Origin of the sequence: Pedobacter nototheniae, from assembly GCF_032678625.1 — a bacterium.
Taxonomy (GTDB): domain Bacteria; phylum Bacteroidota; class Bacteroidia; order Sphingobacteriales; family Sphingobacteriaceae; genus Pedobacter; species Pedobacter nototheniae_A.
In genome coordinates this window covers 357,081-383,032 of the sequence record NZ_JAVTSO010000001.1, presented here as the reverse complement: position 1 = coordinate 383,032, position 25,952 = coordinate 357,081, and the positions used below count along the sequence as shown (strand labels likewise).

The 25,952-nt window shown below is 36.1% G+C and carries 24 protein-coding genes; 12 read left to right on the top strand and 12 right to left on the bottom strand.

All coding sequences use genetic code 11. From position 1 onward, the window contains the following. Positions 1–31: 31 nt before the first annotated feature. Both R2Q77_RS01735 and pdxA read right to left on the bottom strand, forming a co-directional pair. Complete coding sequence (locus tag R2Q77_RS01735; protein ID WP_316801988.1) at positions 32–706, bottom strand: MarC family protein; 675 nt, start codon at positions 704–706, stop codon at positions 32–34. A 62-nt stretch (positions 707–768) separates the two neighbouring features. Continuing rightward, a complete protein-coding gene (gene pdxA / locus R2Q77_RS01730) occupies positions 769–1,848 on the bottom strand; it encodes a 4-hydroxythreonine-4-phosphate dehydrogenase PdxA (RefSeq protein WP_316801987.1) in 1,080 nt (359 codons plus the stop codon). Between the two features lie 172 nt (positions 1,849–2,020). On the opposite strand from pdxA, the gene rsmA reads away from it, so the two are divergent. The 3 genes from rsmA to R2Q77_RS01715 all read left to right on the top strand — a co-directional run bounded on the left by rsmA (position 2,021) and on the right by R2Q77_RS01715 (position 3,921). Next, a complete protein-coding gene (gene rsmA / locus R2Q77_RS01725) occupies positions 2,021–2,806 on the top strand; it encodes a 16S rRNA (adenine(1518)-N(6)/adenine(1519)-N(6))-dimethyltransferase RsmA (protein ID WP_316801986.1) in 786 nt (261 codons plus the stop codon). 42 nt (positions 2,807–2,848) lie between these two features. Beyond that, complete coding sequence (locus R2Q77_RS01720) at positions 2,849–3,217, top strand: hypothetical protein (RefSeq protein ID WP_316801985.1); 369 nt, start codon at positions 2,849–2,851, stop codon at positions 3,215–3,217. Positions 3,218–3,324: 107 nt separating this feature from the next. Beyond that, positions 3,325–3,921 carry a thioredoxin family protein gene (locus tag R2Q77_RS01715; RefSeq protein ID WP_316801984.1) on the top strand — a complete coding sequence of 199 codons (597 nt, stop codon included), beginning with the start codon at positions 3,325–3,327 and terminating at the stop codon, positions 3,919–3,921. Between the two features lie 9 nt (positions 3,922–3,930). Here the strand turns inward: R2Q77_RS01715 and R2Q77_RS01710 are convergent, their stop codons facing one another. After that, positions 3,931–4,212 carry an ATP-dependent Clp protease adaptor ClpS gene (locus tag R2Q77_RS01710; protein ID WP_131536473.1) on the bottom strand — a complete coding sequence of 94 codons (282 nt, stop codon included), beginning with the start codon at positions 4,210–4,212 and terminating at the stop codon, positions 3,931–3,933. Positions 4,213–4,376: 164 nt separating this feature from the next. Between R2Q77_RS01710 and R2Q77_RS01705 the strand changes: the two genes are divergently transcribed. Beyond that, a complete protein-coding gene (locus R2Q77_RS01705) occupies positions 4,377–5,423 on the top strand; it encodes a beta-ketoacyl-ACP synthase III (RefSeq protein WP_316801983.1) in 1,047 nt (348 codons plus the stop codon). Between the two features lie 94 nt (positions 5,424–5,517). On the opposite strand, the gene R2Q77_RS01700 is transcribed toward R2Q77_RS01705, so the two are convergent. Together R2Q77_RS01700 and R2Q77_RS01695 are read right to left on the bottom strand one after the other, a co-directional pair. Next, positions 5,518–7,968, bottom strand: a complete 2,451-nt coding sequence (locus R2Q77_RS01700) for a hypothetical protein (protein ID WP_316801982.1) — start codon at positions 7,966–7,968, stop codon at positions 5,518–5,520. Continuing rightward, positions 7,934–8,959: a hypothetical protein gene (locus R2Q77_RS01695; protein ID WP_316801981.1), complete on the bottom strand. Its 1,026-nt coding sequence runs from the start codon at positions 8,957–8,959 to the stop codon at positions 7,934–7,936. The genes R2Q77_RS01700 and R2Q77_RS01695 overlap by 35 nt, the downstream gene beginning before the upstream one ends. Positions 8,960–8,988: 29 nt before the next feature. On the opposite strand from R2Q77_RS01695, the gene dtd reads away from it, so the two are divergent. The 3 genes from dtd to R2Q77_RS01680 are packed head-to-tail and all read left to right on the top strand — an operon-like array spanning position 8,989 to position 11,199. Beyond that, the gene (dtd, locus tag R2Q77_RS01690) at positions 8,989–9,441 is read left to right on the top strand and encodes a D-aminoacyl-tRNA deacylase (protein ID WP_316801980.1); all 453 of its coding nucleotides are present in this window, start codon (positions 8,989–8,991) and stop codon (positions 9,439–9,441) included. Positions 9,442–9,489: 48 nt separating this feature from the next. Continuing rightward, the gene (locus tag R2Q77_RS01685) at positions 9,490–10,695 is read left to right on the top strand and encodes a hypothetical protein (RefSeq protein ID WP_316801979.1); all 1,206 of its coding nucleotides are present in this window, start codon (positions 9,490–9,492) and stop codon (positions 10,693–10,695) included. 24 nt (positions 10,696–10,719) lie between these two features. Then, positions 10,720–11,199, top strand: coding sequence for a hypothetical protein (locus tag R2Q77_RS01680; RefSeq protein ID WP_316801978.1), 480 nt, complete (start codon positions 10,720–10,722; stop codon positions 11,197–11,199). 4 nt (positions 11,200–11,203) lie between these two features. Here the strand turns inward: R2Q77_RS01680 and R2Q77_RS01675 are convergent, their stop codons facing one another. Continuing rightward, positions 11,204–12,610, bottom strand: a complete 1,407-nt coding sequence (locus tag R2Q77_RS01675) for a hypothetical protein (protein ID WP_316801977.1) — start codon at positions 12,608–12,610, stop codon at positions 11,204–11,206. 183 nt (positions 12,611–12,793) lie between these two features. Here R2Q77_RS01675 and R2Q77_RS01670 point away from each other — a divergent pair, with 183 nt between their 5' ends. Together R2Q77_RS01670 and R2Q77_RS01665 are read left to right on the top strand one after the other, a co-directional pair. Further along, positions 12,794–14,335 carry an ArnT family glycosyltransferase gene (locus R2Q77_RS01670; protein WP_316801976.1) on the top strand — a complete coding sequence of 514 codons (1,542 nt, stop codon included), beginning with the start codon at positions 12,794–12,796 and terminating at the stop codon, positions 14,333–14,335. Continuing rightward, complete coding sequence (locus R2Q77_RS01665; protein ID WP_316801975.1) at positions 14,325–14,654, top strand: nucleotide pyrophosphohydrolase; 330 nt, start codon at positions 14,325–14,327, stop codon at positions 14,652–14,654. The genes R2Q77_RS01670 and R2Q77_RS01665 overlap by 11 nt, the downstream gene beginning before the upstream one ends. A 14-nt stretch (positions 14,655–14,668) precedes the next feature. On the opposite strand, the gene R2Q77_RS01660 is transcribed toward R2Q77_RS01665, so the two are convergent. Together R2Q77_RS01660 and R2Q77_RS01655 are read right to left on the bottom strand one after the other, a co-directional pair. Then, positions 14,669–14,968 carry a DUF4286 family protein gene (locus R2Q77_RS01660; protein ID WP_316801974.1) on the bottom strand — a complete coding sequence of 100 codons (300 nt, stop codon included), beginning with the start codon at positions 14,966–14,968 and terminating at the stop codon, positions 14,669–14,671. Between the two features lie 98 nt (positions 14,969–15,066). Next, positions 15,067–16,890, bottom strand: a complete 1,824-nt coding sequence (locus R2Q77_RS01655; RefSeq protein ID WP_316801973.1) for a tetratricopeptide repeat protein — start codon at positions 16,888–16,890, stop codon at positions 15,067–15,069. 238 nt (positions 16,891–17,128) lie between these two features. On the opposite strand from R2Q77_RS01655, the gene R2Q77_RS01650 reads away from it, so the two are divergent. The 3 genes from R2Q77_RS01650 to R2Q77_RS01640 all read left to right on the top strand — a co-directional run bounded on the left by R2Q77_RS01650 (position 17,129) and on the right by R2Q77_RS01640 (position 21,451). Then, positions 17,129–19,015, top strand: coding sequence for a S9 family peptidase (locus R2Q77_RS01650; RefSeq protein WP_316801972.1), 1,887 nt, complete (start codon positions 17,129–17,131; stop codon positions 19,013–19,015). A gap of 3 nt (positions 19,016–19,018) precedes the next feature. Then, positions 19,019–20,686 carry a HAMP domain-containing sensor histidine kinase gene (locus R2Q77_RS01645; protein ID WP_316801971.1) on the top strand — a complete coding sequence of 556 codons (1,668 nt, stop codon included), beginning with the start codon at positions 19,019–19,021 and terminating at the stop codon, positions 20,684–20,686. Between the two features lie 75 nt (positions 20,687–20,761). Further along, complete coding sequence (locus R2Q77_RS01640) at positions 20,762–21,451, top strand: response regulator transcription factor (RefSeq protein ID WP_316801970.1); 690 nt, start codon at positions 20,762–20,764, stop codon at positions 21,449–21,451. Positions 21,452–21,495: 44 nt separating this feature from the next. Here R2Q77_RS01640 and R2Q77_RS01635 read toward each other — a convergent pair whose 3' ends face one another. From R2Q77_RS01635 to R2Q77_RS01620, 4 genes are all read right to left on the bottom strand, one after another. Then, positions 21,496–22,758, bottom strand: coding sequence for a metallophosphoesterase (locus R2Q77_RS01635; protein ID WP_316801969.1), 1,263 nt, complete (start codon positions 22,756–22,758; stop codon positions 21,496–21,498). Positions 22,759–22,840: 82 nt separating this feature from the next. Next, a complete protein-coding gene (locus tag R2Q77_RS01630) occupies positions 22,841–24,328 on the bottom strand; it encodes a sigma 54-interacting transcriptional regulator (protein ID WP_316801968.1) in 1,488 nt (495 codons plus the stop codon). 31 nt (positions 24,329–24,359) lie between these two features. Next, on the bottom strand, positions 24,360–24,656 hold the full coding sequence (locus R2Q77_RS01625) for a DUF3861 domain-containing protein (protein WP_316801967.1): 297 nt from the start codon (positions 24,654–24,656) through the stop codon (positions 24,360–24,362). Between the two features lie 31 nt (positions 24,657–24,687). Continuing rightward, positions 24,688–25,785, bottom strand: coding sequence for a vWA domain-containing protein (locus tag R2Q77_RS01620; protein ID WP_316801966.1), 1,098 nt, complete (start codon positions 25,783–25,785; stop codon positions 24,688–24,690). Positions 25,786–25,952 lie beyond the last annotated feature (167 nt).

Sequence of the window (25,952 nt, the reverse complement as noted above, 5' to 3'; positions counted from 1 at the left end):
TAAACAAAATTGAAAAGGGAAGTGTTTTCTGTTATTGTGCTTTAATTAATGCCTCAATGCCGGATATCGCTATTTGTAAACCAACGCAGAAGATTAAAAACGCTGTAATTCTGTTTATTATTTTTTCGCCGCTGCTGCCCAGGTAATTTATAATTCTTTTGGTATTCAGGTAAAAAATATAAATCAAAATACACATTACAATTACAGCAAGAATAATGGCTCCGGTATTAATCAGGTATTCTGTAAAATTCTTTGTAGCGCTGTGTGCACTTAAGGTAAACAACACCGAAAGCGTGCCTGCGCCAGTGGTAACGGGGAAAGTAATGGGGTAAAATAGTTTATTTTCAATATTATGATATTCCGATTTAGGTAAAGCATCAGTTGGGTCTGAATCCGTTTTAGCATTATCATCTGATGAAAGAAATTCCCAACCCATTTTGCAAATCATAATTCCACCAGCCAGTTGAATAACCGGAATGGAAATTCCGAAGAGTTCTAAAATATAATGACCGCCAAACAAGGAAACCGTGCAAATACAGAAAGCGTATAATGTAATTCTTTTAACCGCTCTTTTTTTGTCTTCATTATTTAGATGCGCAAAATAAGGGCTCACTATAAAGGCGCTTCCAATGGGGTTAACAACCGGAAAAAGGGTAATAATCCCGATAAAAAGCAGGTGTATAAAAGAATGGATCGTAACAGGCATAATTATAATTTTGCTTAATATACAGCAAATCTGTAATAATTAATGTAGCCTTTTAGATTCAATTATGAAGCATCGTCTTTAATGTCAAATTGTGTTTCAACTACTTTGCCGCCACCACGTAATTGATTTCTCAACATTTCTTCCTGCTCTCTTCTGTTTTTAACAATATGGATGGCAGAAAATAAAGCTTCTGTGAAAGATGTTGAATCGGCCAGTCCTTTTCCGGCAATATCATAACCTGTTCCATGGTCAGGAGAGGTACGCACAAAGTTTAAGCCTGCAGTATAATTAACTCCATTATGAAAGGCCAGGGTTTTAAAAGGGATTAATCCCTGATCATGATACATGGCTAAAACAGCATCAAACTGTTTATAACTTCCGTTGCCAAAGAAACCATCGGCAGGATATGGGCCAAAACACATCAAGCCCTTATCGTACGCTTCCTGAATGGCTGGCGTAATAATTTCTGCTTCTTCGGTGCCCAGTAAACCATTATCACTGGCATGAGGATTTAAACCTAAAACGGCAATTTTGGGCTTTTCGATCCAAAAATCCTTTTTTAAGCTTTCGTTAATCAGTTTTAGCTTGCTAACAATTTTATCTTTAGTAATGGCTGCCGGAACGGCTGCAACGGGAATGTGTCCTGTTACCACGCCCACACGTAAATCTTCGCTGATTAAAAACATCAGTACGTCTTTACTCCCGCTTTTCTCCTGTAAATATTCAGTATGCCCCGGAAAGGCAAAAGTTTCTGATTGAATGTTGTGCTTATTAATCGGTGCGGTAACCAGTGCATCAATATCACCGTTTACTAAATCTGCTGTTGCTCTTTCGAGCGAAAGGAGCGCATACTTCCCTCCGGTTTCAGTTACCTGCCCCAATTCAATTTTTACATCTTCCTCCCAGCAATTGATCATGTTTGCTTTTTTCTGCTGTGCCTGGCTGGCCTGATTAATCACATTAAAGCTGAAATCGCCAAGGTTGTTCGCTTTTCTGTGGAAAGAAGAAACTTTAGTATGGCCATAAACAATTGGTGTACAATAATTTAAAATGGCAGGATTTGATAGGGTTTTAATAATTACCTCTAAACCAATGCCGTTTACATCGCCTATACTGATTCCAATTTTAAGTTTATCGCTCATAATAAATGGTAATTTTAGCGCAAATTACTGATTTTCGATTAAAGACTTTAAAAAAAATGAAACCGCAAAGAATACTAAGCTATTCGCTAAGGAATAAATAAGCCTATCTTTGCATCTTAGCGGCGGATGTTTATGTCTTTTTTTGGCATAAAACCCGACAAAATTTTGAGGTATGAGTTTAGTAAAAGCAAAAAAACATTTAGGTCAGCACTTTTTAACCGATAAAGGCATTGCCAATCGAATTGTAGAAAGTCTGATTAGCACTGATAAGTACAAACAGGTTTTAGAAGTTGGCCCTGGGATGGGTATTTTGTCCGATTTTTTGCTTAAACGTGAAGATTTCCAAACTTACCTGATTGATATTGACACGGAATCATTCCATTTCTTAAACGAAAAATATCCCCAGCTTGGTGACCGGCTGATTAATGGTGATTTTTTAAAGCTAAATTTTGACGATATTTTTCCTGGTAACTTTGCCATCATTGGAAATTTCCCCTATAATATTTCATCACAAATTTTATTTAAGATTTTAGACAACCGGAATAAGGTTGTAGAAATGGTTGGTATGTTTCAGAAAGAAGTTGCACAGCGTTGTGCTGCACCATCGGGAAATAAAGAATATGGCATTTTAAGCGTTTTTCTACAAGCTTATTATAAAATTGAATACTTGTTTACGGTGAAACCCGGAACGTTCAATCCACCACCAAAAGTTAACTCTGCTATAATCCGTTTAACGCGAAATGATGTGGAGCAATTAGACTGTGATGAGAAATTGTTTTGGCGTGTGGTAAAGGCAGGTTTCAATCAGCGAAGAAAGACATTGCGTAATGCACTATCTGCCGTAATGCCAAAAGATAAAATGGATAATCATATTTATTTTGAAAAACGTGCAGAGCAATTAACCGTGGCCGATTTTGTGGCATTAACACAGCACGTGAGTAAGTTGATGCAACCTTAAGCCTTAATTTTTCGTCTACCATGATATAAATTAAAGAATAATATGAAAAATCAATTCGCTGGCTTTTGCGTTATCTTTTTATTATCGGTACTAATAGGTTGTTCCGTTTTACCCAAGGATTCCAAATCGTTGTACATCATGAAAGCTTTGGCTCCAGGTACAAAATTATCGATATCTCTGGAGGATAAATCTGCATTTGATATGGATATTCGAAATACTTCAAAAGATACTTTAATACTCAAACGAGCAAATCATAAAGATCAGATAATAGCTAATAATAAGATTTCAATAGCTGTAGATCCTAAAGTTGATATTGAAGTATTAAATATCTCTGGCAAAGAAATTAAACCTACAGTACGGATATATAATCATAAGTCAAAAGTTATTTATGAGGTAAGCAACATTAAATAGGCGTTAAAGATCTGATTTTTCCGGTACACATTGTTACATCAAATTGCAAAGCGATGATTATTTTCATTGATTTTCTCCTTTCCTTTGCCACATAATTTTTAAAAATCATGGTTAATTACAGCGAAATTTTCAGTAAGCAAGGAATGGATTATCAAACCTATCGCGCATTGGTCGATCAACTTCTGTTAGAGGGAAAGGCTACTGGTGACGTAACCTACGATTTGCACTATACTAAAATGAATGTGCAGCGCATGAGCAGGGTTGATAAGACTGTTAGCTTAACTGAAGAATTAACCGCAACCATAGATAATTTAAAGCCGAACTATAAATTTTTAGTGATTACTGAGGGTTGGTGTGGTGATGCTGCTCAGATTGTTCCAGTATTCAATAAAATCTCAACGGCTTTATTAGGTAAAATTGATCTGAAATTTGTTTTGCGCGATAAAAACCTCCCGTTAATTGATGCACATTTAACCAACGGCGGAAGAGCTATTCCGGTTTTAATTGTATTAAATGAATCGGCAGACAAAGTTTTAGGAACCTGGGGTCCAAGGCCACAAATTTTGCAGGAGCTTTTAAAAGAATGGAGAAAAGAGAGCACCGAAATGCCAATTTTGGCTGAAAAACTTCATGGCTGGTATGCAAAGGATAAAACACAAAGCACCCAGGCAGAATTAAACGGGTTGTTGAAAAGCCTGACTTAGGCTCTTGTTCTAATCTACTGAAACAGTTAAGCCTTCCTGCTGAAGAATTTTGCGGTATACTTCCATTTCTGTAAAAGAACCTTCTAAAACTGGGCATTTGCCATCGTTGTGTACTTTCCAGGCAATTTTTTCAGCTTGCGATTCGTTGTAATCCAAATACTTCATCATGCAGTAAATTACATGGTCAAAGGTATTTACATCATCATTCCACAAAATAAGACGATGTACAGTTTTGATAGAAGTTAAAATTTCTTCGAGTGTGAAGGTCTCTTCCTGGGTTTCTGTAGACATGCTGCAAAAATAACTATTTTTATGGAAGTTGTAATACTTTTATAGAAGATGTAATTTGTTATATGGAAGATGTTTATCTTACAGAAACATTATAGCTGTTCCCATCAATTATTAGCCAGTTTCCATTAATTTAATACATTTGCTAACCAAATTAAATAAAGAGCATGCACCAATCTAAAATTGCGGGAGTAGGATACTACGTTCCCAAAAATGTATATACCAATACCGATTTAAGCCGTTTTATGGAAACCAGCGATGAATGGATTCAGGAAAGAACAGGTATTAAAGAGCGTAGATTTGCAGATCGTTATGAAGAAACCACTACTACAATGGGGATTGAAGCATCAAAAATTGCAATGGAACGCGCAGGGATTACGGCCAAAGATGTAGATTTTATTGTATTTGCCACTTTAAGCCCCGATTATTATTTTCCGGGTTGTGGTGTTTTACTGCAACGCGAAATGGGAATGGGCGAAATTGGCGCTTTAGATATCCGTAACCAATGCTCAGGCTTTGTATATGCCCTTTCAGTTGCCGATCAGTTTGTGAAAACCGGTATGTATAAAAATGTGTTGGTTGTTGGAAGTGAAAAACATTCTTTTGCAATGGATTTCGAAACCCGAAGCCGAAATGTATCCGTAATTTTTGGTGATGGGGCAGGTGCAGTCGTGTTGCAGCCAACGGATGAGCCTGGAAAAGGAATTTTAAGTACGCATTTACACAGTGATGGGGCCGAAGCTGAAATTTTAGCGATGTATTACCCCGGAGCACATGCCAATAAATGGCTAAAAGATAAACCCGCTTACCCTGACCAGGAACTGGGTGGTTTATTTATGACAAATGAAATTCTGGAAAGTGGTGCAGCTTTACCTTATATGGATGGACCTGCGGTATTTAAAAAAGCTGTTGTTAAATTTCCTGAAGTAATTAAAGAAGCTTTGGCGGCAAACAACCTGACCGAAAAAGATATTGACATGTTGGTGCCACACCAGGCAAACCTGCGCATTAGCCAGTATGTACAAAATTTACTGGGTTTAAGAGATGATCAGGTTTTTAATAATATTCAGAAATATGGCAATACAACGGCAGCTTCGGTACCAATTGCTTTGTGTGAAGCCTGGGAAGCTGGGAAAATAAAAGATGGCGATTTAGTTTGTCTTGCAGCTTTTGGTTCAGGTTTTACCTGGGCAAGTGCACTAATTAGGTGGTAGTAAAAAGTTTAGCCAAAAATGCACCGGCTAATTAATTTCCAAATCATTAAAAAGGTCATCAGATATTTTTCTGATGACCTTTTTAAATTATAATCTATTTTCCAGCTATAAAATCTCCTAAATAACTGCATTCGCCAACGGCCCTTTCGTAAAAAGGAGTTTTGGCATATTTTAGCTTTAATTCCTTAAAGTATGGGTTATTATAATTCGCCCTTATGAAATCCTTATATTTCACATCGTTTGTATTGTAGTAAGCAAAGGACATAGGACTTGAATTCATTATAATTTGTTTTTGAGCACATTTAGCGAGCATAAAAGTACATTTAGCCTTAAAATTTGCATTTGTACTTAATGCCCTGGCTTTTAAATACCAGGCTTTGGCGGTTTGTGCTTTCTTATAATCAACATCGTAACCGTACTTTGGTTTGTTGTAATTGTCGTAAGATGACCAATCGTAACTGATCAAAAACCAGCTATTTCCATAATAACCCGTTTGGTAAACCGCATTGGCCATTTTATAATAATATTGTGCTGCATTTGCTTTATCGGTTACCGTTAATTTTTGTAAGCGAAGCATTTCTTTGGCAAAACCTTTTTTAGTTACTGAAGCGTTCAGGGCAACATATTGTTTAGGGTAATCGTTAACCGTTTCGATAAAAGGATTGGCAAAAAGTTTTGAATCGGCTTCATCTGCATACCAATTTTCGGGGTTGAAATATTTATAACCTGCTGATACTTTATTAAACATATTTAGCGCCTTGTCGTATTGGTGGCTCCGTAAATAGGTTGTTCCATAAAGCTCATAAAAATCATCATCTTTTAATTGGTTTAATGCCCTCGCCAATAGTCCTGTTAAATCATTCCCTTTTGATTTGGTTTTGTAAGCCGCTATGCCCTGCATACTGCCCGGGCTTAAATACCTTTGCCAGAAGGAAGTGCTTTGGTAGCTCATGTTTTTAAATAGAGAATTTTGAGTTAAAGTTTTATACTTCAAATCGCCCTTAACCATAGCTAAAGCAGCCTTGGCTGTATCGCCCATGCTCATATACGCTGGTGCCAGTATTTGCTGGTAAAAATTTCTTGCGGTTAAAGTAAACCGTTTGTTTTCATTATCCCATTCGTAATATTGCTGGTTTTTTGACTGCTGTTTATTCTCCTCAAAGCGTTTTTCATCCAGCCATTTTAAGGTGGCCAGCAAATCATTTTCATTAAAAGGGTTTCCTTTTTTTATGTTTTTCGATTTAATGAGAAGATCAATAATTCTGTATTGGTTTTGCAACCTTTCAGGTAGTTTGTCAGGGTTAAGGATGGCTAAATAATTGGCTGCAAGAAAATCTTTGTTTTCCATCCATGATAAATAAGCAGCCGTTAAAGTGCCGAGTTCCGGCTGAGGATATTTTTTCTCTGCTGCAAGCTTTATCGCGAAGTTTCTAATTTGGTTAAGGTCTTTAAGGTTTTCATTCTTGATGCTGTCTTTATACTTTGTGCCTCTTCCTTCATCATAAAAATAATAGCTGTAAGATATTTTTGCAATGTCATTATCGGCAATTAAACGCTGCTCCAATTTATTTACTTCACGAACTAAAAGTGCGCCGTTTAATAAACTTTTAGGCTCATATTGATATACTTTTTCTAAACTAATCTGCCCCTGATCGGAATTTCCAAAGCTGCTTATTGCCCATACATTAGCCTTTTCATTATTGGTTTTTGCATATTTTAAAACACCGTTAGCAGGCGAACTGGTGTAGAAATAATTTTTATAAGCCTGAACCCTGCGCTCGGGATTACTGGCAAAAACTTTCGAGAACAGAAAAGCTGCTTCTTCGGGGTTTCCGGTTTTACGTACGGCCCCGGCATACAAGGCCAGGCCCCAACCCTTAACTGCACTGTTGCTTTTATCTGTTTTAATTAATTTTTCATAAGTCGATTTGCAGGCATCATAAGATCCTGAATAGTGAAACATTCTTGCTGTTTGGTAAGCATAACGAAGTTTTAAAAAGTCGTCTTTCTCAGCGCCTGTTAATTTTAAAGCTTCAACCCCTTTTTCCTTCATTGCTATGGTATCTCGTGGCTGTGGGTCCCAAAGACTAAATGCGGTATTGGCTAAAGGCTCGCAACTTTTAGCAAAGAGATAATACTTTAAAGCCGCAGTATTTTTACCTAAAGCCTGTATAAAAGTATTGTTTTGCAAACTATCCGGCAATTCGCTAACGGTGCCACTATATTTTGCCAGTTTTACACTCGTTGCACTGTCTGTATTATACATTACTTTAAATACATCATTTTGCTTTACATTGAGGTATTTTGCCCATTCGCGGCTATTAATTTCCGGCTCGCTTTCCACATCTTCCTCACTATTTAAATAAACCATTTGGTTGTAAGCAAACGGTACATATTCATCGCCATTTACATTATTGTGGAAATAAGAAATGTAATAATCGTAAGGGTCTATTTCGCCACCACAGGCCAGGTTTACGGCTATTTCTCCAAAAAATGTGAGGAGAAAAACACTAAAAATCAGCGATAATTTTTTGAAAGTTTTCATTGGTAAAATGTTTTAAAAGGTCAATATCAAGATGGTAAAAAACGAGATTTCGTTCCGTTGCAGGCAAATATCGAGATAAAAATTTGGATGAAGCAAGCAAATTATCCAAAGTAGTTTCTTCCCATCTAATCTCATCGCCTGTTTTTAATCCTGCCGCCGGGTAATCTGATAAAAGCGTGTATAAATTAGAATCTCCTTTTCGTTTAAACAGTTTTTTGTCTTGCAGTATTTGCCGGCTAATGCGTTTGGATATACCTGCATATTGCTGTTTCCTAAATACAACGGCCCATTCAAAAATTGGTAAAGCAACATCCAATTTAAGCGGATAACCAGCCAAGTCATTCTTTAAGTATACATCCATTTCGTGGAGATCTAAAATAGAATTTTGGTTGCCGTACTTACGCAGATTACCCATGTTGTAGCACATTAACATTACTTTTTTAACAGGAGGGATTCCGCTTGAGGCTAAGTTTTTAACCTGGTGTAAACGGAGTGTAACCGAAATGGTTTTTCCTTTTAGTAAAGGGTTTTTCTGCAGTTGATCAAGAAAGTTGAAATATTGAACCCGCGTAGTTTTGGTCCAGTCGCAATCAATTTGTAATTCGCTATAGTTTTGTTTTCCGGCCTGCTTAACCTTGGCATCTACAAATTTGGCAATCCGGTTGGCCAGTTCTCCATTCTTTTGAGTATCGAGATTGTTGAAAACCTGGTTTACAAGATAAACTACCGGAATAATGTTGACCTGAGTGGGTAAGGGATCGGAAAAATTTATAGGCGAAACCGGAACGGCTTGTTGCAGATCTGGATCAAAATCCACATCCATAATACGCACATAAAGAGATTTAGACTTAAATAAATCCAGGTAATTGGTTTCTGCTTTTTTGTTCTGGTAATCTGTTTTCCAGTAATAGAATGTAGTGTGTACAGCAGGTTTTGGCTTGCAACCCACCAGAAAAAGGATAGAAATTATTAAAATACTTATCTTGCGCATATCAATTAATTCACCAAAAGTAGTATAAAATGCGGGCAGTTTTACAAAGAGTTACACAGGCAAGTTGCGTGGTAGAAGGGAATACAACCGGAGAGATAGAAAAAGGATTTTTGGTTTTATTGGGTATTGAGGATGCCGACACCACTGAAGATTTGGATTGGCTGGCACAAAAAATTGCAGGCATGCGGGTTTTTAGTGATGAGAATGGCTTAATGAACAAAGCCCTGGCGGATGTTGGCGGAAACATTTTGCTGATCAGTCAGTTTACCCTGTTTGCAGCAACAAAAAAAGGGAACCGCCCCGGCTTTACAAGAGCTGCCAGGCCAGAGGTAGCCATTCCTTTGTATGAAAAAATGATCGAAAAATTAGCTGTTTTACTTGGGCAAAAAATAGAAACAGGTGTTTTCGGGGCCGATATGAAAATCAATTTATTGAATGATGGACCTGTAACTATTATAATTGATACGAAGAATAAAGAATAATTGACAGGTTAAATTATATATTTGATTATACATTCTCAATATCTGCTTATGAACGCTACTTCAAATCTCGGCTTTAAAAAGGCAACATTTTCTTTTAGAAAGCGCAATTTCTGCTATTTAATCTTACTCAGCTTAACCGTTTTCGGTTGTAAAAGAGTTATTCGTGAGGATGATAAAGGGGTTGCGGGGATAGATGATATAGAAGTCGCTTCTGACGCTGAAGTTAAAAAGGTGATGGATTTAAAATTGCCTTTAAAAACGGTTTCGATAGATAAAACCTATAATTTAACCATCCCTGAAAGCAATACCTTTACCGTATCTAAAATTGAACCTACTGCAGAAGAAGAGGCAGGAAAGATTGGTAAAATAGATTTGTCTAAAATACCCGGCGGATATTTAAATGTAGCTTTTGAAAATGTTTTTACTAGGCATGGAGAGTTGTATACTGAGGAAGTATTGATTATACCCGAAAATAATTCTAAAATACTGACAATTAAAGACATAAAAGAGCAGTACGAGCGATCGGATTTTGTATATTTTGAGGATGAGAATAGTATTGTTTTTGAAGTGAGCGATAGTTTTTATACCATTCATTTTGAATACGACGAAGCCCATAAAAGCTATATTTTTTATAAAGCAGAAATGAGCTGGAGTAAAAAGTTTCCTAAAAAACAAAAAGTAAATCTTTTTCTGCACCTGTTAAAAAATGCCAAAAACCTGAGCAAGGTAAATTACGCGAAAGTTACATTTACTTCCTGGGAAGATTATGTTAACAATGGTTCCATAATAGAAATAGATCTGTTAAAAAACGTGTTTAAAAAGATCGAGAAAGAACTTAAAATATTTTTAGAAGAAGGAGAAAAAGTTGCCCCAAGAACATCAGGTAATTATGAGCTTGTACAACTGTACCGCGCCACAACGGTTAAGGAACTGGCTTTTTATAAATTCATTGATGCAGTTAAAACCAACCGGGTGAGTGAATTAAATGACTCTTACAGCGATGAAATTTTTGAAGCTAAAAGCAACAGCCAGTATAAAGTAAGGCAGGAAGAAGGCTGCTATATCATTAATTTTTCAGCTAAAAACTATGCCGGCGAAGTTTATAGTACAGGTGTAACGGTTGTTTGTCCGGTAGAATATAAAGGAAAAAGCTTTTTCATCAGAACAATGGACAATTTAACCGATGCTGATGCAGATTTGTTTGTTAAAATGTTCAGCTATTTTAGCAAACATTATAGTTTAGATACGAAATAAAAAGAACCGCTTAAAACTATTTTTATGTTAAGAAAGAATCTGATTGCCGCTTTATTTATAGTAAGTTTTGCTTCCTGCAATCCAATTGGAACGGATGTAACGGAGGTTCCGTTACAGATAAATGAAATTACATCGGCCGATGCTGTGAATTTAAAAAAAGGCGACGTAGTAACCATATGGTCTAAAGTTTCGGCTAAAGATGATACGCCTGTTTTTAAAATCAAGTTTAATATAGAAAGTCAGGGACAATCTTTAATGTACGATAGTTTGAATGTAATGGCTGGTACACATATTGTCAATTCAAAAAAAACAAAAGAATCTTATACCTCCAGCAGTTCAGCGGGCGATAGTATAAAATATTACACCGTCTGGGATTTTGAAATAGAAAATAAAAAGTTTACCGCGCCACATGATGGAAAGTATAATTTTGATTTCAAACTCATCAATGCTGGTACCAGTTTTCCAAGCAACGAAATTTCAATTATACTCCGTAAATCAAGTTAACTCTTTACTGAAATTTTTCAATATAAGCTTCAAATTCTTCCTCATTGTGTTGCTCAAAATATTCTGTATAAAAACATTTATGCAGGATGTAATCGATCAGGTAATACAATAAAAAAATTGCCAGGGTACCCAGCCAAATAAAAGAAAATACTTTTGCTTTTATAAAGGATAAAAACCCTTGGGTAAAATCAAAAAAGTCTTTAAGATCTGCATAGTACAGGATAATAACGGCAAGGAAGGGCACTATTTTAGTGCTTAACTTAAACCTTGCCAGCAAAAGAATGGAAACAATGTAAACGCCCAGGCTATAAAAAACCGAGAAATCCCGGATTTCTGCATGTTTAGAAAAATATTTATAAAGGGTGTATAAAGTAAGCAGCGCACAATAAATAATCAAATGGATATTTCGGTTGCATTTTAATTTGTTGATGTAACCACCAATCGAATCCGAATTAATTTTGGCGAAAATCAAGGTGAAAAATGGGATTAAATTTAAAACCGGAAGTACTGAAAAAGCATTTATAACCCCCAAATACCGCTTCAAAGTATAATTTCTGTATTGAATTAAATTGCCGAAGAACCTTCCATAAATAAACAATACAATTAAATAACTTAAGATGTAAATAATGGCAGATGTTTTTAGCGAAGATGAAAAAGATATGGTAAATACCGTGCCCACCATATCTAAAAGCATAAACAACAATACCGGATAGGCAATTATAAATGCCCACTTAAAAAACCGCGCAGAAATAGGTTGAATATCAAGTGGATTTACCAACAGTTTTATGCTGTAAATCCGGTTTGATAAATATAAAAAACCAATTAAAATAGAAACAATTTTAACGGAAATTAACATGAAAATAAGCGACACAATAATGTCTTTAACATAAAGTGAAGAACCAACAAAAGCTCCGATAAACTTATACAACGAATCGGGATCAGAAGAAACGGTAAAGCTGAAAACCAATACAGAAACAAGCTGTACAATAACTGACTTTATTTTTGATACCCCGGCAGGTTTAGTTTCACTTTTAAAGTAAAAAACAGCAAAGAAAATGAGCGGAATGAAAAATGAGACGAAATTGATCCCATTGTAAATAAGACTGCTATTATCAATATTCATATGGTAATCCAGAAAGCCAGACCAGTCTGACTTGAAAACATAGTAAGGAAGGAACAACAGTTGAATAATGGCACCTTTTGTAATAAATTTATTGCTGTAAAAATACCAGGCAAAAACCATGCTTTCGAAAAACCAGTTCTGCGATTGCCATAAATAGGTATAAAATAAATTATCAGGGCCGTAACTATCTACAAAGTAATTGCTGATTTGAAGAAAGGCAATGATTACACCTAATATCCATATCGAATTAATGGCTTTTTGTTGTTTTTCACTGAAGAGCGGATTCATATTGTTGATTTAGAGGATTAATGCACCATTTTTAGCTTAAACAAATATATTAAAGTTTTGTAATGTGGGCATAATACACAAGGTAACCTATTTGTTTAAGTATTAAAAACTTAATTGTTTATGTAACTAATTAATTAAATAATCGTCCTATTTAGAAGATCAGTCTAATCTTTTATTATTGATATGACCCATAAAAATTTAAACAGACTACCGGAGTATGCTTATTTGCTGTTTTTTCTATCTCTAAAACTTATCTTATCATTTGTGCTGGTTAATTCAGTTTATGAATTACAAAGAGATGAATTTCTGCATCTGGATCAGGCAAATCATTTAGCTGCGGGTTTTACTTCAGTTCCCCCTTTAACGTCGCTTTTTTCCTGGATTATTAAAACTTTAGGTAATGGCCTTTTTATAGTCAGATTGGTGCCGGCAGTAATTGGTGCTTTAACCATTCTTTTTTGCTGGAAGATCGTCGGGTTTTTGAAAGGTAATTTGTTGGCTAAATGTTTGGTTGCAGTTGCTTGTCTCTGTTCGTCTCTGTTAAGGTTAAATACACTATACCAGCCAAATTCTTTTGATGTTTTGGCATGGACGGCCGTATTTTATTACCTGTTAAAGTATTTTGATCAAAAAGAAGCTAAATACCTTTACGCTTTTGCAATTTTTGTTGCCTTGGGTTTTCTGAATAAATACAATATTCTTTTTCTAATTATTGGTTTATTACCCGCCATATTAATTACATCAAAGCGGAGAATATTTGCAAATAAACAGCTTTACTTAGCCATTTTATTGGCTTTGTTGATCATTTTGCCTAATATTATCTGGCAAATTAATCATCATTTTCCTGTACTCACTCATATGAAGCTTTTGCAGGCCACACAACTGGTTCATGTAAATCGGATTGATTTTTTCATTAATCAATTCTTGTTCTTCATAAGTTCAATTTTTATTCTGCTGGCCGGAATCGGAAGTTTAATTTTTTACAAAGATTTCAGGAAACACCGCTGGATTATTCTTACCTACCTGTTTACGATGATAGTTTTTAGTTATTTTAAAGCTAAAGATTATTATGCATTAGGTTTATACCCTGTACTGCTTGCTTTTGGTGCAGTTTATTTGGCGCGGTTTCTATCAAAGAAATACATTTTAACCGGATTGCTTTTCGCTTTTACAATAGGCTCATTTATTTATCTGTTGCCGCTTATTATGCCGGTTTATAGTCCTCAGCAAATTGTTGCGCACCACAGAAGATTTGAAAGGGTAGGTATGTTGCGCTGGGAAGATGGACGAAATCATCAACTACCACAGGATTATGCCGACATGCAAGGCTGGAAAGAAATTGCAGCGCTTGCGGATATAGCTTATGAAAAGGTAAAAGATAAATCGGCCGTGCTGGTGCGTGCTGATAATTACGGACAGGCTGGTGCCATTAATTATTATTCAAAATTTAAAAATATTAATGCTGTATCCTATAATGCCGACTATTTATATTGGTTTAACTTGGATAAGCCACTTAAAGATATTATTCTTATAAGAGAATTTGATGATAAAGACCCGGAACGAAAACGAGAAAAGCCTTATTTTGAAAAGATTACTAAAATTGGATCGGTAAAGAATAAGTTTTCCAGGGAGTATGGGGCAAGTGTTTTTTTAATTGAAGGTGCCAACACCGATATTAATAAAATTATCCAATCTGAAATAAAAGAGGAACAGAATGACAATTAACGAAGCACAACAAGCAGTAGACAACTGGATTAAGACAACAGGAATCCGGTATTTTAATGAGCTAACCAATACAGCTATTTTAATGGAAGAAGTGGGGGAGGTTGCCCGGATTATGTCGAGGAAATATGGAGAGCAATCTTTTAAAAAAAGCGATGAGGAGGTAAACCTTGCCGATGAAATGGCTGATGTAATGTTTGTGTTGATTTGCTTAGCCAATCAAACCGGCATTAACTTAACGGATGCTTTAGAAAAAAACCTTGAAAAGAAAAGCATCCGCGATGCGGACAGACATAAAAATAATAAAAAAATAAATCCTTAAGAATTTAATGGAGTTTAAACAAACTCCATTAAGGTACGATAGGCAACAAATCTATTTTTAAATTTTGTATTTAAATCTTCCTGTAAAGCTGGTGCATACACATCTACATATTGGTTGTATTGTTCCTGGTTTTCGGCAACGTATTGTACGCAGTAGGTAACGCCTTCATTTGGCGAATCCAATACTTTTAGTAATCGGTGCGATACGAAAAGGCCTGTGTCCATTACCTGCGGAATATGAATTTTCTGAGCCCATTGCAACCACTCTTCTGCGGCGGCATCTTCTAAAATTAAAGTTACGTTGTATAAAAGCATAGCGCAAAGATAAGATTTTACAGGGATGTAAAATCTAAAAAATAGTGCCTGCCTGTACGGCACCATCGGTTTTTTAGAAAGAAAGTTTCGAAAAATTTCTAAACCCCGTCACCTCTCAAGTTCCTGAACCGCTTTCGAGCTTCGGCACTGAACATGCTACCTGGATAATCTGTAATCAGTTTTTGGAAATAAATTTTAGCCTGAACCAGGTCATTTAGTTTTTTTTCATATAAATCAGCCAGTGTAAAAAGCGCATCATCGGTCCAAATGCCATCTTTAAAATCTTCTGTAACCTTTTTTAGTAAATCTGCAGCCGGTTGATAATCATTAGCCTTAATCAAAATTTTAGCTTTACTCATCATTACGGCATCGGCCAAACTGTTTTGAGGATAGGTAAGGGCAATGCTATCCAGTTTCTTTACGGCTTGTGTTGGCAGGTTTCTAAACAGTAACATTTCTGCATCTGCATACATTTTTAATGCATTGCTATCTGCAGGCGTTTGGATATTATCGGTGATTAATAAACTCAAGTTTAATGCATCATTCGCAATGAGTTGTGATGTAGCTGCTTTTAAAACCAAACATTGGCTATTGCTGTATTCGAAATTGCCCTGATAAAAGGAAAGTTTCGCACTTCTGAAACGGGCCTCATTACCAATTGCCTGTCCTTCAAATTGCTTGCTTACCTGTTCGTAAACTAAAAATGCTTCCCAGGGTTGGTTGGTTAAAATATAAACATCCCCTAAATCTAATTTAAGCTGACCAATATCTACACTGTTAATCCCTGGGATTTTTAGCGCCTCTTCCAGTGCCGATTCTGCTTTTTCAGGATGCTTTAAGTAATAAGCTTGCAAGTTAGACCACTTTTTTATGGCGAATAGGGTGTTTTTATTCTTCCCGTATTCATCAAGTAACGTTTGGTAATCTTTAGCCAAAAGGTCCAAATCAATAGCATTATACTTTCCTGCTGTTTGGATGTTATATTTCATATTTAATAACTCAATTTTAGAAGGTAGATAATAAGTATTTTCCTTGCCCTTGGTTATTAAATATTCATATGCTTTAATGGCTGTATCGTAAGCATTGTTATCTGCAAACGTATAAATGGCATTAAATAAAGTTCCGCCATCTGCTTTTGTTCGCTTATCAAAAGCAATTAACTGGCGCAGCGCCATATCGTATTCCTGCTGCTGAATATAGTTCCAGGTTAGAAGCTGTACATAAATTTCAGCATCTGGTTCCTTTTGGATTTTCTTCAAAATACCAGTTTGAAAGTTCTGATAATCGCTTTTATCTTCAAAAATAGCAGGTAAAACGGCCTCGGCCTGAGCTAATAGCTGTGGCATGGTAGCTAAAGCATCCAGGTACTCTTGCATCAGCATGGGTTTATCTTTCTTAAATCTGTAAATATTAAGCAGTTCGAAGGTAAAAAGCTGGTCATTGTTGAGGAGTTTTCTCCCCTGTTTAAAAGTTTGAATTGCAAATTCATAATTTTCAAACCGATAGAAATTGTTGGCCAATGCCCTTATCCTATATTCATCTTTTGGAAGCTTATTAATTGCTTCTGTGAAAATTTTACTGGCTGCAGTTAAATCGCCCTTTTCCTGGTCAAGTTTGCCCAAAGCAATCAGGTAAATATCATTTTGTGGCGCCTGCTTTATTTGTTTTTTGACAATTTTTTCTGCCACATCGTATTTTTTGAGCTTAAGCAGGCAATTAAAATACAGGTCGAAGTAAGCTTCATTATTTGGGCTGGAATAAAGCTTTTCTAAAAGAACGGCTGCTTTTTCATAATCCCCTTCCTGGTAATATTGTATGGCTAAAGTACTTTCATCTGGGCTGATTTGTTGATTAGAGCGAAATATCTGAGCATTTACGCCGTTGTACAGGAAGAAAAACACGATGACAAGTAAACGTTTCATATTTCCTAAATTAAAAGATTTAAATGTAGTTAAAAAGCAGTAAAGCTAAAAACGAAAGAAACCCATTAGGTTTTGTAGTATTTTAATGATACAATAAGAATGTTACCTGTGTTTTCTTTGCAAAGTTATTTTAAATCCTAAATTGAACCACATCCCAATACTTTAGTAACATTGTTAGTGTATATCATAGTTTAAATACTGATGATATTTATTTTTGTGCTCCCGGGGGAAAATTTATATGGTGAATAGAGTTTTGATGATGGTTTTGGTTGCTTTGTTTTGTGCTTGTAAAGGCTTCAAAAAAGATAAAACTATACCTATTAACGATTTCTTTAAAACACAGGATAAAGCTTATTACCACATCTCTCCAGATGGTAAAAGCTTATCGTATGTTAAGTTGCAGGATAAAAAAACCAATCTTTTTGTCGAAGATTTAGCTACTGGAAAAAGTTTGCAACTAACACACCTTACTGAAAAAACCTTAGGCTTTTATTTCTGGACCAGCAATAACGAACTGATCTACTATACAAAAGATGATTCTAAGGATAGACGGTCTGATCTGTTTGTAATAAATAAGGACGGAAGTAAGCAGATTCAATTGGGGTCAAACGAAAAAGCACGAATTGATGTTCTTGAAAATCAGCTTATTGATGATAAATACATTATTGTTTCATCAAATAAAAGAGATTCATCCGTTTTTGATGTATACCGTTTAAATGTGAGGAATGGTAAGATGGATATTGCCGCTAAAAACCCAGGCAATATTACCAACTGGATTACAGACGATAAGGGGATTCTTAAAATGGCAATTTCAAGCGATGGGGTTAATAAAACACTCCTGTACCGTGAAAATGAAGGACAGCCATTTAGATCCGTAATTACCAATAACTTTAAAACTACGCTTAACCCTGTGGCTATTGCCGAAAATCAGCAGGATGTACTTTATGCGATATCCAATGTTAACCGGGATAAAAATGCGCTGGTAGAACTTGATCTTAAAACGGGAAAAGAAAAAAAGATTCTTTTCGCAAACGATACCCTAAACGTAGTAGAGGCAAAATACTCGAGGACAAAAAAGAAAATGATTTTTGTTACCTGCGAAACCTGGAAAAAGGAAAAATTTTACCTGGATTCTGTAACCAAGGTAAATTACAATAAAATTGATGTTTTACTGCCTGGTACCGAATGGCAGGTTGAAGATAAAGATAAACTGGATAATGTTTTTGTGGTTAGAACCTTTACGGATAAAAATCCGGGATCGTATTATTTATACTTTGCAAGCCAGAATAAACTTAGAAAATTAGCAGATGTAAATTCGTCTATAAAGGAAGAAGATATGTGTGATATGAAGCCAATCAGCTATAAAAGTGTTGATGGCTTAACCATTAACGGCTACTTAACCTTACCTAAAAATAAAAAAGCTGCTAATTTGCCTTTAGTTGTGCTTCCGCATGATGGACCCGTATGGCGAAACAGCTGGGGTTATAATGCCGATGTGCAGTTTTTAGCCAATCGTGGTTATGCCGTATTACAGGTAAATTACCGAGGTTCTATTGGTTATGGAAAGGCATTTTATGCAGCCGGCTTTAAAGAGCTTAACGACAAGATACAACAGGATGTGAATGCCGGAGTGAGGTGGTTAATTGAGCAAAAAGTTGTAAATTCAAAAAAAGTGGCTATTTATGGAAATGGTTTTGGCGGTTACATTGCTTTAAACTGTTTATATAAAAATCCTGATTTATACAGTTGTGGTGGTTCAAATTCGGGCGTAATTAACTTATTTAGTTACTTTAAAATGATCCCTCCATTTTTAAAATCCAAATTGCAGATGTATTATGAAATTGTTGGCAACCCGATCACCGATACAGAATATGTACGTTCTGCATCGCCGGTTTTTCATGCCGACCGTTTTCATGCACCTGTTTTTATTGCTCAAAACCCAAAAGATCCACATATTAATATTGCAGAGGGGATTCAATTTATTAAAGAACTGCAAAAAAGAAATGTTCCGGTTACGCATATTGAGAAGGAGGAAGGGCCTGATCCTGTAAAACGACAACAAAGCCGTTTGGTTATGTATAAAGCACTGGAGCAGTTTTTAAAAGATAATATCAACAGAAAATAACGTATGGCACTGGATAAAGAAAGCGGCTATCGTAAAAACTTTCTGCTTATTGTGAGTTTTATTGTACTCATCTCTATTTTATTTATTATTTCGTTGTTTTTAGCTTTTAATTTTAGCAAGAAATATATTGAGAACGAATTTGTTTCTGAGAAAGTAAATGTACTGGAGCAAACCATTAAACCTTATAATGACTTTTTCCAGATTAAAATGCCACAGGTATCGTACTACAGCGGTTATTTAGACTCTACTTCGGCCTCCAGATTTGCAGATACCACTACACTGAAATATCCTTTCGTTTCCAAAATTACTTTTTACGATTCGGAAGTAAAAAATATGCCTGTTAAAGATGGTGTAAATTCAAAATCTTTTGGTTTCGGACCGAAAAACATCTACCAGTTTGGAAAAAATGTACCTGCCGATTCTGTTAAAATCTATTCGGAAGAAAACAGAAAATCATTTGATGTAAACAGCGATTTTAACCCAATGGCTTTACAGTTATTAAGTTATATTGGACGTTTAGATACGGCTAAAGTTCCCGGCCAGGAAGAGCTGTTTACCAACTTCTCTGTCGTGGCATCAAATAAAATTACCTATTTAAATATCCCAAGTTTTGAAGAGCTTAAGGTGTATAAAGAGATGCTGCACAAAAAGCTTCCCCAGGCACCTGTATATAAATTGGGAATGTTCGTTTTTCAGCTTGATCCGGCCAAAATTAAAATCATCAACACTAAACCTTCGCTTTTTCAAAGTATAAAAGTTGAAGCGCTTACATACGATCCGATTAATATTTCGGACGAGAACCTAACTACAGAAATTGCACTTCCTAATGCGTTTTCTAATTTTAAACTTTACTTTATCTCTTCAAAAGATCACATTAAGAAAGAGATATTTATTTACTTTTTACCAATTGCTGTAGTGCTTTTATTGGTTTACGGGGTGTTGTTGTTAATTGCTTATTTAATTTTCCGTAATTTAAACATCAACAGTAAAATGTTTAAGCTGCAGTACGATTTTGTAAATAACCTTACACATGAATTTAAAACACCGGTAAGTGTAATTAAAATTGCGGGGAATAACATTAAAAGCGCAACTTCACTTTCTGAAAGAGAACTGAGCCTGTATGGTAAAATCCTGGATGAAGAAGCAGATAAGCTGAATGGTTTAATGAATAAGCTATTGGCTTTTACGCAGATTGAAAATAAGGCCATTAAGCTAAATGAAGAAGAGGTTAACATTCGCGATTTTATAGAAAGTACCCTCGAATCGCATACGTTAAAACACCCCGATTTTAACATGACCTATGAAGTTGTTGGCTTTAAAACTTTTATTACAGACCCGGTGTTATTGGGTAGTTTGTTTGATAACTTAGCCGAGAATGCTTATAAATATTCAAAGCCTGATAAAAAGATCTTACACATTAGTGCAAAGCTGATTAAAGGCGTTCTGGTGTTCAGGTTTACCGATAAAGGAATAGGAATACAATCGGGAGAATTAAATAATATATTTAAGAAATTTTTCAGAATTCAGAATGAATATAACCAAATGGGGAGCGTTGGGTTAGGTTTGGCATTCTGCAAAGAACTGGTTAACTTTATGCAGGGAGAAATTACGGTAAGAAGTAAAGTAGGCATGGGTACAGAGTTTAAAATTGTACTGCCTTACAATAAATAAAAATTGAAAGCGAAGGATGTTGCCGGGAGCATAACCTTACAACCCTCAGGCTTTTCTAACATAACAGAAATATAAATGTCTAAAGAAGTAAAAATATTAATCGTAGAAGATGATGAAAATCTTCGCTTTTTAGTAGCACATCGTTTAAAAACAGAAGGTTACAATGTATTGGAGGCTCATGACGGGGATGCAGGCGAAAGAATGATTTTAGCCGATCAGCCGGATATTGTTTTGATGGACTGGATGTTGCCAGGTAAGCAGGGATCTGACGTTTGCGAAAGTGTACGTGGGCAGGGTTTTGAAAACCTGATTATTATGATGACGGCAAAAGCGCAGGATGTAGATAAAATTGATGCATATAATTTTGGTGCTTCTGATTACATCACCAAGCCTTTTAATATGGACGTTTTAGTTGCGATGCTGGAAAGCAAAGTGAAGTTTATTGTTAATAAAGACATGGCCGAAATTCATCGTTTTGGCAATATGGAACACCACCCCAATATTCATACTTTATTTAGAGAAGGTAGAAAAATTGAATTAACCATTTTAGAAAATCGCATCCTGCTTTACTTTTTGCGTAACCCAGGCAAGGTAATTAACCGGGATGAACTTATGCTGGTGGTTTGGGGTTACAACTCTGATGTAAATACCAGAACACTGGACATGCACATCGTTCGTCTCCGTAAAAAAATAGAATTAAATCCAGATAATCCTCAGCTGTTGCAAACTGTACGTGGTGTAGGTTATCGCTTTAACGCCGGATAAATGTTAATTGGTGCATGATTGAACTCAATCATGCACTAAATCTTTTATGCTCTTTTGAGGGTAAAAATTGTAATTTCAGGTAAAATCCCAACCCTACCCGGATAGCCTAAAAAGCCGTAACCAACATTAACATAAAGTTGCTGTTTCTGTTCGCGGTATAAACCTGCCCATTCTTTGTAAATATATTGTATCGGGCTCCATTGGTATTCTTTTAGGCGTACGCCAAATTGCATACCATGAGTATGTCCACTAAACATGGCATCAATCTGCGGGTATTTTTCCAATACCTCTCCACGCCAGTGTGACGGATCGTGACTTAATAAAAGCTTTACAGGTAAATCGTCCGTATTTTTAACGGCCAGTTCCATTTTTCCATATTTAGGAAAACGGCCCATTCCCCAGTTTTCAATACCTAAAATTCCTATTTCTTCGCCATCTACCTTTAAACGACGGTTTTCGTTCATTAATAAATCGTAGCCCATTATTTTATGTACATCAACCATATCCTTCAGGTTTTTAACCTTTGCAGGAGAAGATTCGCGGCCAAAATAATAATCGCCATAGTCGTGGTTTCCTAAGCTCGAATAAACCCCAAGTGGTGCTTTAACTTTAGAAAATATGTCCTGGTAATCTTTAACCTCATTGGTTAGGTTATTTACCAAATCGCCCGTGAAGAAAATAAAGTCAGTTTTTTCTGCCAGCAGCATCTCAACACCCCCTTTAACTGCAGTTTTATTATAGAAACTGCCCGAGTGGATGTCAGAAATTTGCCCCATTCTAATGCCATCAAAAGCTTTCGGAAGGTTGGGTAAGATTAAATCCACTTTTCTAACCTGGTAATCATAGGCGCCGGAAATAATGCCCCAGCTTAATGAAGTTAGCGGAACAGCCGCTGCAACCAAACCGGCCTTAACCAAAAATTCAGACCTTGAAATGGATTCAGCTTCGGTTGTAGGTTGGATATTTCCTGTATTTTGTGCTTCTTTTTTCCTTGCAGATTTAGTCAGTTTTATAATTCCTCTTCTTAAATCATCGACCAGTAAAAATGGCAACATGGCTAATTTGCAGGCCACAGTTAAAAAGAATGCAACCAAAATAATGGCCCGTAGCGTTAAAAACAGATTTAAATAAATGCCACAAAAAACGCCAATGATCAGTAAAATACTGTAAGCCCAGTATAAAACACAGAATACCTTTTTGGTTCTGGGCTTCCATTTTTTAAAAACGGCAATAATGGCTTTATAGCAATAAACATCAAAAGCGATGATAAATATACAGGCAACTATAATTAAGGGTAATCTTCCCATTTTGCAGGATTTATTGGTTTTGTATTAAAAAATGAGGCAGGTTTTTGGCCTGCCTAAATTAAATATTTCTATTAATAATGTACTACCTTAAATCGTCTTCATCTTCTTCCTCATCAAACTCTGCATTAAAAAGGCTGCCGAACATATCGCTGAAACCAAAGCCCCCGTTTAAGAAATTTTTGCTTAACTGCGAATATTCAGCCAAACCATGCAATACGAATTCCATTAAAAGTAACGTTTGGTTCTCACTTAATTTTGGATGGAATTTCTTAACCAAATCATATAAGCCAGGCACTTTCATTAAAGCCTTTTTATATTTAATGTTGGTTAGCGCATCGGTTAAATCAAGGTCATTTCCTTCTGTAAACCATTCGCTTATTTCGGTATAAGGGTTGGCTGTTTTGCTCTTTTTAGCTTTTTCAGGATCAGGGAAATAGCGTGCAAACAAAGTTTTTACTGCTTTACCAATTAAGGTTGTTGCTACATGCGCCGGGCCTTCCAATTCCCCTTCGTATACCAATTCAATTTTTCCGGTAATGGCTGGGATAATTCCGGCTAAATCAGATAAACGCACAAAGGTGTTTTTTTCTCCGGCGATCAACATTCTTCTTTCTGCGGTGCTGATCAGGTTTTCGTAGGCGGAAATGGTTAATCTGGCAGATACACCCGATTTTTGATCAATGTATTCACTTTTGCGGGCTTCAAAAGCTATTTGCTCAACTAAATCTTTTACTAAACCATCTGCTTCAATATTTGCTTTTTGCTCAGGCGATAGTTTAGCTTCCTGAAAGGTAATTTTTCTCGAAACTTCGATACTTTTAGGGTAGTGAGTTAAAATCTGGCTTTCAATTCTGTCTTTTAATGGCGTAACAATACTTCCGCGATTGGTATAATCTTCTGGGTTTGCTGTAAAAACAAACTGAATATCTAAAGGCAAACGTAATTTAAAACCACGTATCTGGATGTCTTTTTCCTGTAACATGTTAAATAACGCAACCTGAATCCTGGCTTGTAAATCAGGTAGCTCGTTAATTACGAAAATGCTGCGGTGTGCACGCGGAATTAACCCGAAATGGATTACACGCTCATCATTATAAGTAAGCTTTAGGGTGGCGGCTTTAATCGGGTCAACATCGCCAATTAAATCAGCAACGGTCACATCAGGGGTGGCTAATTTTTCTGTATACCGTTCGCTGCGGTGTAACCAGGCAATTTCTGTTTCATCACCTTTAGTTGCAATTTCATTTCTGGCAAACCAGGAAATAGGATTTAAAGGATCGTCAAAGATCTCACTTCCGGCAACATAAGGTACATACTCATCCAATAAGTTAACCATTAAACGGGCAATCCTGGTTTTTGCCTGTCCGCGCAAACCTAAAAGTAAAATGTTGTGGCGGGATAATATGGCCGTTTGTAATTCGGGGATTACTGTTTCATCGTAACCAATAATGCCCTGAAATTCTGCTTTGTTATCGCGAAGCTGCTTGATCAGGTTTTCTCGTAACTCGTCTTTAACGCTTCTTGATGTATAATTGGTAGCCTTTAGCTGGCCTAATGTTTTAATTTCCATACAGGTTTTTTGTATTAAAGGGCGTTTTTAATTATTGGTGGCTTTTTAATTTTCGCATAAAAGAGCCAAATACAGGAAAAAGCTCCGTGAAAAGGGCATTATCTCTGTTTTTGATCATCACTTCGCTAAACATTTTTAGTCCGATGGCAAACTCAGCACTTTGTTGCTCATCTTCAAATATATTTTTGCTTTTTATTGTTTTAATAATTTCAAAAAGATTGTCGTGATTGTCAAATTCAAATTCTAAGGCTTCGTTTTTAACATCTTCTTCTTTGGCTAAAGATATTTCTTTTAAAATAAGTTGGTATTTATTGGTGCGTTTAATCATTATTGGTTTAAAATTTACTAAACTGTTGTGGTTAGCGGACAGTTCTTTTTCTGTTTTTAATATAATCTTCAAATATATATTCGCCCAATCCATTTAATGAGCTGTAAAATGCCCTTCCTCCGTTAATTTGGGTAAACTGGCGGACAAATTGTTGTAGATATGGGTCTTTGGCAATCATGAATGTCGTAATCGGAATTTTTAACCGTTTACATTGTGCAGCCATGTTCAGCGTTTTATTAATTACTTTTCGATCAAGCCCCATGCTGTTTTTATAATATTTACCGTTTTCCTTTAAGCAGGTTGGTTTGCCGTCGGTAATCATAAAAATTTGCTTGTTATGTGTTTTTCTGCGGCGCAGTAAATCTGCCGCAAGTTCTAATCCGGCATAGGTATTGGTGTGGTATGGCCCAACCTGTAAATAGGGTAAATCTTTAACACTTATCGGCCAGGCATCATTTCCAAATACCACAATATCAAGTGTATCTTTTGGATAGCGCGTTTTAATCAGTTCGGCTAAAGCCATTGCCACTTTTTTTGCCGGTGTAATTCTGTCTTCACCATACAAAATCATGGAATGCGAAATGTCAATCATCAGCACAGTTGAAGTTAAAGTTTTAAAATCTTTTTCTTCTACTTCTAAATCGCGCTCCGTTAATGTAAAATTGCCAATGCCATGATTAATTTGGGCGTTGTGGATGGAGGCCGTCATGTCGATTTGGTCCAGGCTATCCCCAAAATTATATTCCCGCCTGTCGGCATTTTTTTCCTCGCCAATACCCGATTGATTGCTGTTGTGATTTCCCTTTCCGGCTTTTTTAAGTTTGCCAAAAATCTCTTCCAAAGCAGATTTTCGAATCGTTTGCTCCGTTTTTGGCGTTATTTTAAATTCCCCACTCTGGTTATCTTCGGTTAAATAACCTTTTTCTTTCAAATCATCTATGAAATTGCCAATGCCATACTCGTTATTGGTTAGTTTATACTGTTTATCCAGTTCGTTTAGCCAACTTAAAGCTTCTGCTGCATCGCCCGCCGTATAATTCAGCAACTCGCTGAATAATTTCAACAACTCATCAAACCCACCTTTTGGCGTATCGCCGGGTTTATAATCAGAAAAACGAAAACCTCTCATGTGCTTGTATAAACGGATAACCGAAGATAAAAGTTTGGTAACGGATTAATTTAAGCGCGGTGTCATATTTAGAGTAGAAACATATAAGCGTTTAATCTGGAAATGGTCAGCTTTTCGTATTCGTGCGTTGCTGCTCCGATATAAAAAACAAGAACTAAGCTCTTACA

What these genes read in the sequence shown, in the direction of transcription:
- R2Q77_RS01685 (WP_316801979.1), top strand. Translation starts at nt 9,490, where the DNA reads ATGAACGCTACTTCAAATCTCGGCTTTAAAAAGGCAACATTTTCTTTT.
- R2Q77_RS01650 (WP_316801972.1), top strand. Translation starts at nt 17,129, where the DNA reads ATGGTGAATAGAGTTTTGATGATGGTTTTGGTTGCTTTGTTTTGTGCT.
- R2Q77_RS01675 (WP_316801977.1), bottom strand. Translation starts at nt 12,610, where the DNA reads ATGAATCCGCTCTTCAGTGAAAAACAACAAAAAGCCATTAATTCGATA.
- pdxA (WP_316801987.1), bottom strand. Translation starts at nt 1,848, where the DNA reads ATGAGCGATAAACTTAAAATTGGAATCAGTATAGGCGATGTAAACGGC.
- R2Q77_RS01695 (WP_316801981.1), bottom strand. Translation starts at nt 8,959, where the DNA reads ATGCGCAAGATAAGTATTTTAATAATTTCTATCCTTTTTCTGGTGGGT.
- R2Q77_RS01630 (WP_316801968.1), bottom strand. Translation starts at nt 24,328, where the DNA reads ATGGAAATTAAAACATTAGGCCAGCTAAAGGCTACCAATTATACATCA.
- R2Q77_RS01645 (WP_316801971.1), top strand. Translation starts at nt 19,019, where the DNA reads ATGGCACTGGATAAAGAAAGCGGCTATCGTAAAAACTTTCTGCTTATT.
- R2Q77_RS01655 (WP_316801973.1), bottom strand. Translation starts at nt 16,890, where the DNA reads ATGAAACGTTTACTTGTCATCGTGTTTTTCTTCCTGTACAACGGCGTA.
- R2Q77_RS01670 (WP_316801976.1), top strand. Translation starts at nt 12,794, where the DNA reads ATGACCCATAAAAATTTAAACAGACTACCGGAGTATGCTTATTTGCTG.
- R2Q77_RS01625 (WP_316801967.1), bottom strand. Translation starts at nt 24,656, where the DNA reads ATGATTAAACGCACCAATAAATACCAACTTATTTTAAAAGAAATATCT.
- R2Q77_RS01705 (WP_316801983.1), top strand. Translation starts at nt 4,377, where the DNA reads ATGCACCAATCTAAAATTGCGGGAGTAGGATACTACGTTCCCAAAAAT.
- R2Q77_RS01735 (WP_316801988.1), bottom strand. Translation starts at nt 706, where the DNA reads ATGCCTGTTACGATCCATTCTTTTATACACCTGCTTTTTATCGGGATT.
- dtd (WP_316801980.1), top strand. Translation starts at nt 8,989, where the DNA reads ATGCGGGCAGTTTTACAAAGAGTTACACAGGCAAGTTGCGTGGTAGAA.
- R2Q77_RS01710 (WP_131536473.1), bottom strand. Translation starts at nt 4,212, where the DNA reads ATGTCTACAGAAACCCAGGAAGAGACCTTCACACTCGAAGAAATTTTA.
- R2Q77_RS01665 (WP_316801975.1), top strand. Translation starts at nt 14,325, where the DNA reads ATGACAATTAACGAAGCACAACAAGCAGTAGACAACTGGATTAAGACA.
- R2Q77_RS01700 (WP_316801982.1), bottom strand. Translation starts at nt 7,968, where the DNA reads ATGAAAACTTTCAAAAAATTATCGCTGATTTTTAGTGTTTTTCTCCTC.
- rsmA (WP_316801986.1), top strand. Translation starts at nt 2,021, where the DNA reads ATGAGTTTAGTAAAAGCAAAAAAACATTTAGGTCAGCACTTTTTAACC.
- R2Q77_RS01640 (WP_316801970.1), top strand. Translation starts at nt 20,762, where the DNA reads ATGTCTAAAGAAGTAAAAATATTAATCGTAGAAGATGATGAAAATCTT.
- R2Q77_RS01720 (WP_316801985.1), top strand. Translation starts at nt 2,849, where the DNA reads ATGAAAAATCAATTCGCTGGCTTTTGCGTTATCTTTTTATTATCGGTA.
- R2Q77_RS01715 (WP_316801984.1), top strand. Translation starts at nt 3,325, where the DNA reads ATGGTTAATTACAGCGAAATTTTCAGTAAGCAAGGAATGGATTATCAA.
- R2Q77_RS01635 (WP_316801969.1), bottom strand. Translation starts at nt 22,758, where the DNA reads ATGGGAAGATTACCCTTAATTATAGTTGCCTGTATATTTATCATCGCT.
- R2Q77_RS01660 (WP_316801974.1), bottom strand. Translation starts at nt 14,968, where the DNA reads ATGCTTTTATACAACGTAACTTTAATTTTAGAAGATGCCGCCGCAGAA.
- R2Q77_RS01620 (WP_316801966.1), bottom strand. Translation starts at nt 25,785, where the DNA reads ATGAGAGGTTTTCGTTTTTCTGATTATAAACCCGGCGATACGCCAAAA.
- R2Q77_RS01680 (WP_316801978.1), top strand. Translation starts at nt 10,720, where the DNA reads ATGTTAAGAAAGAATCTGATTGCCGCTTTATTTATAGTAAGTTTTGCT.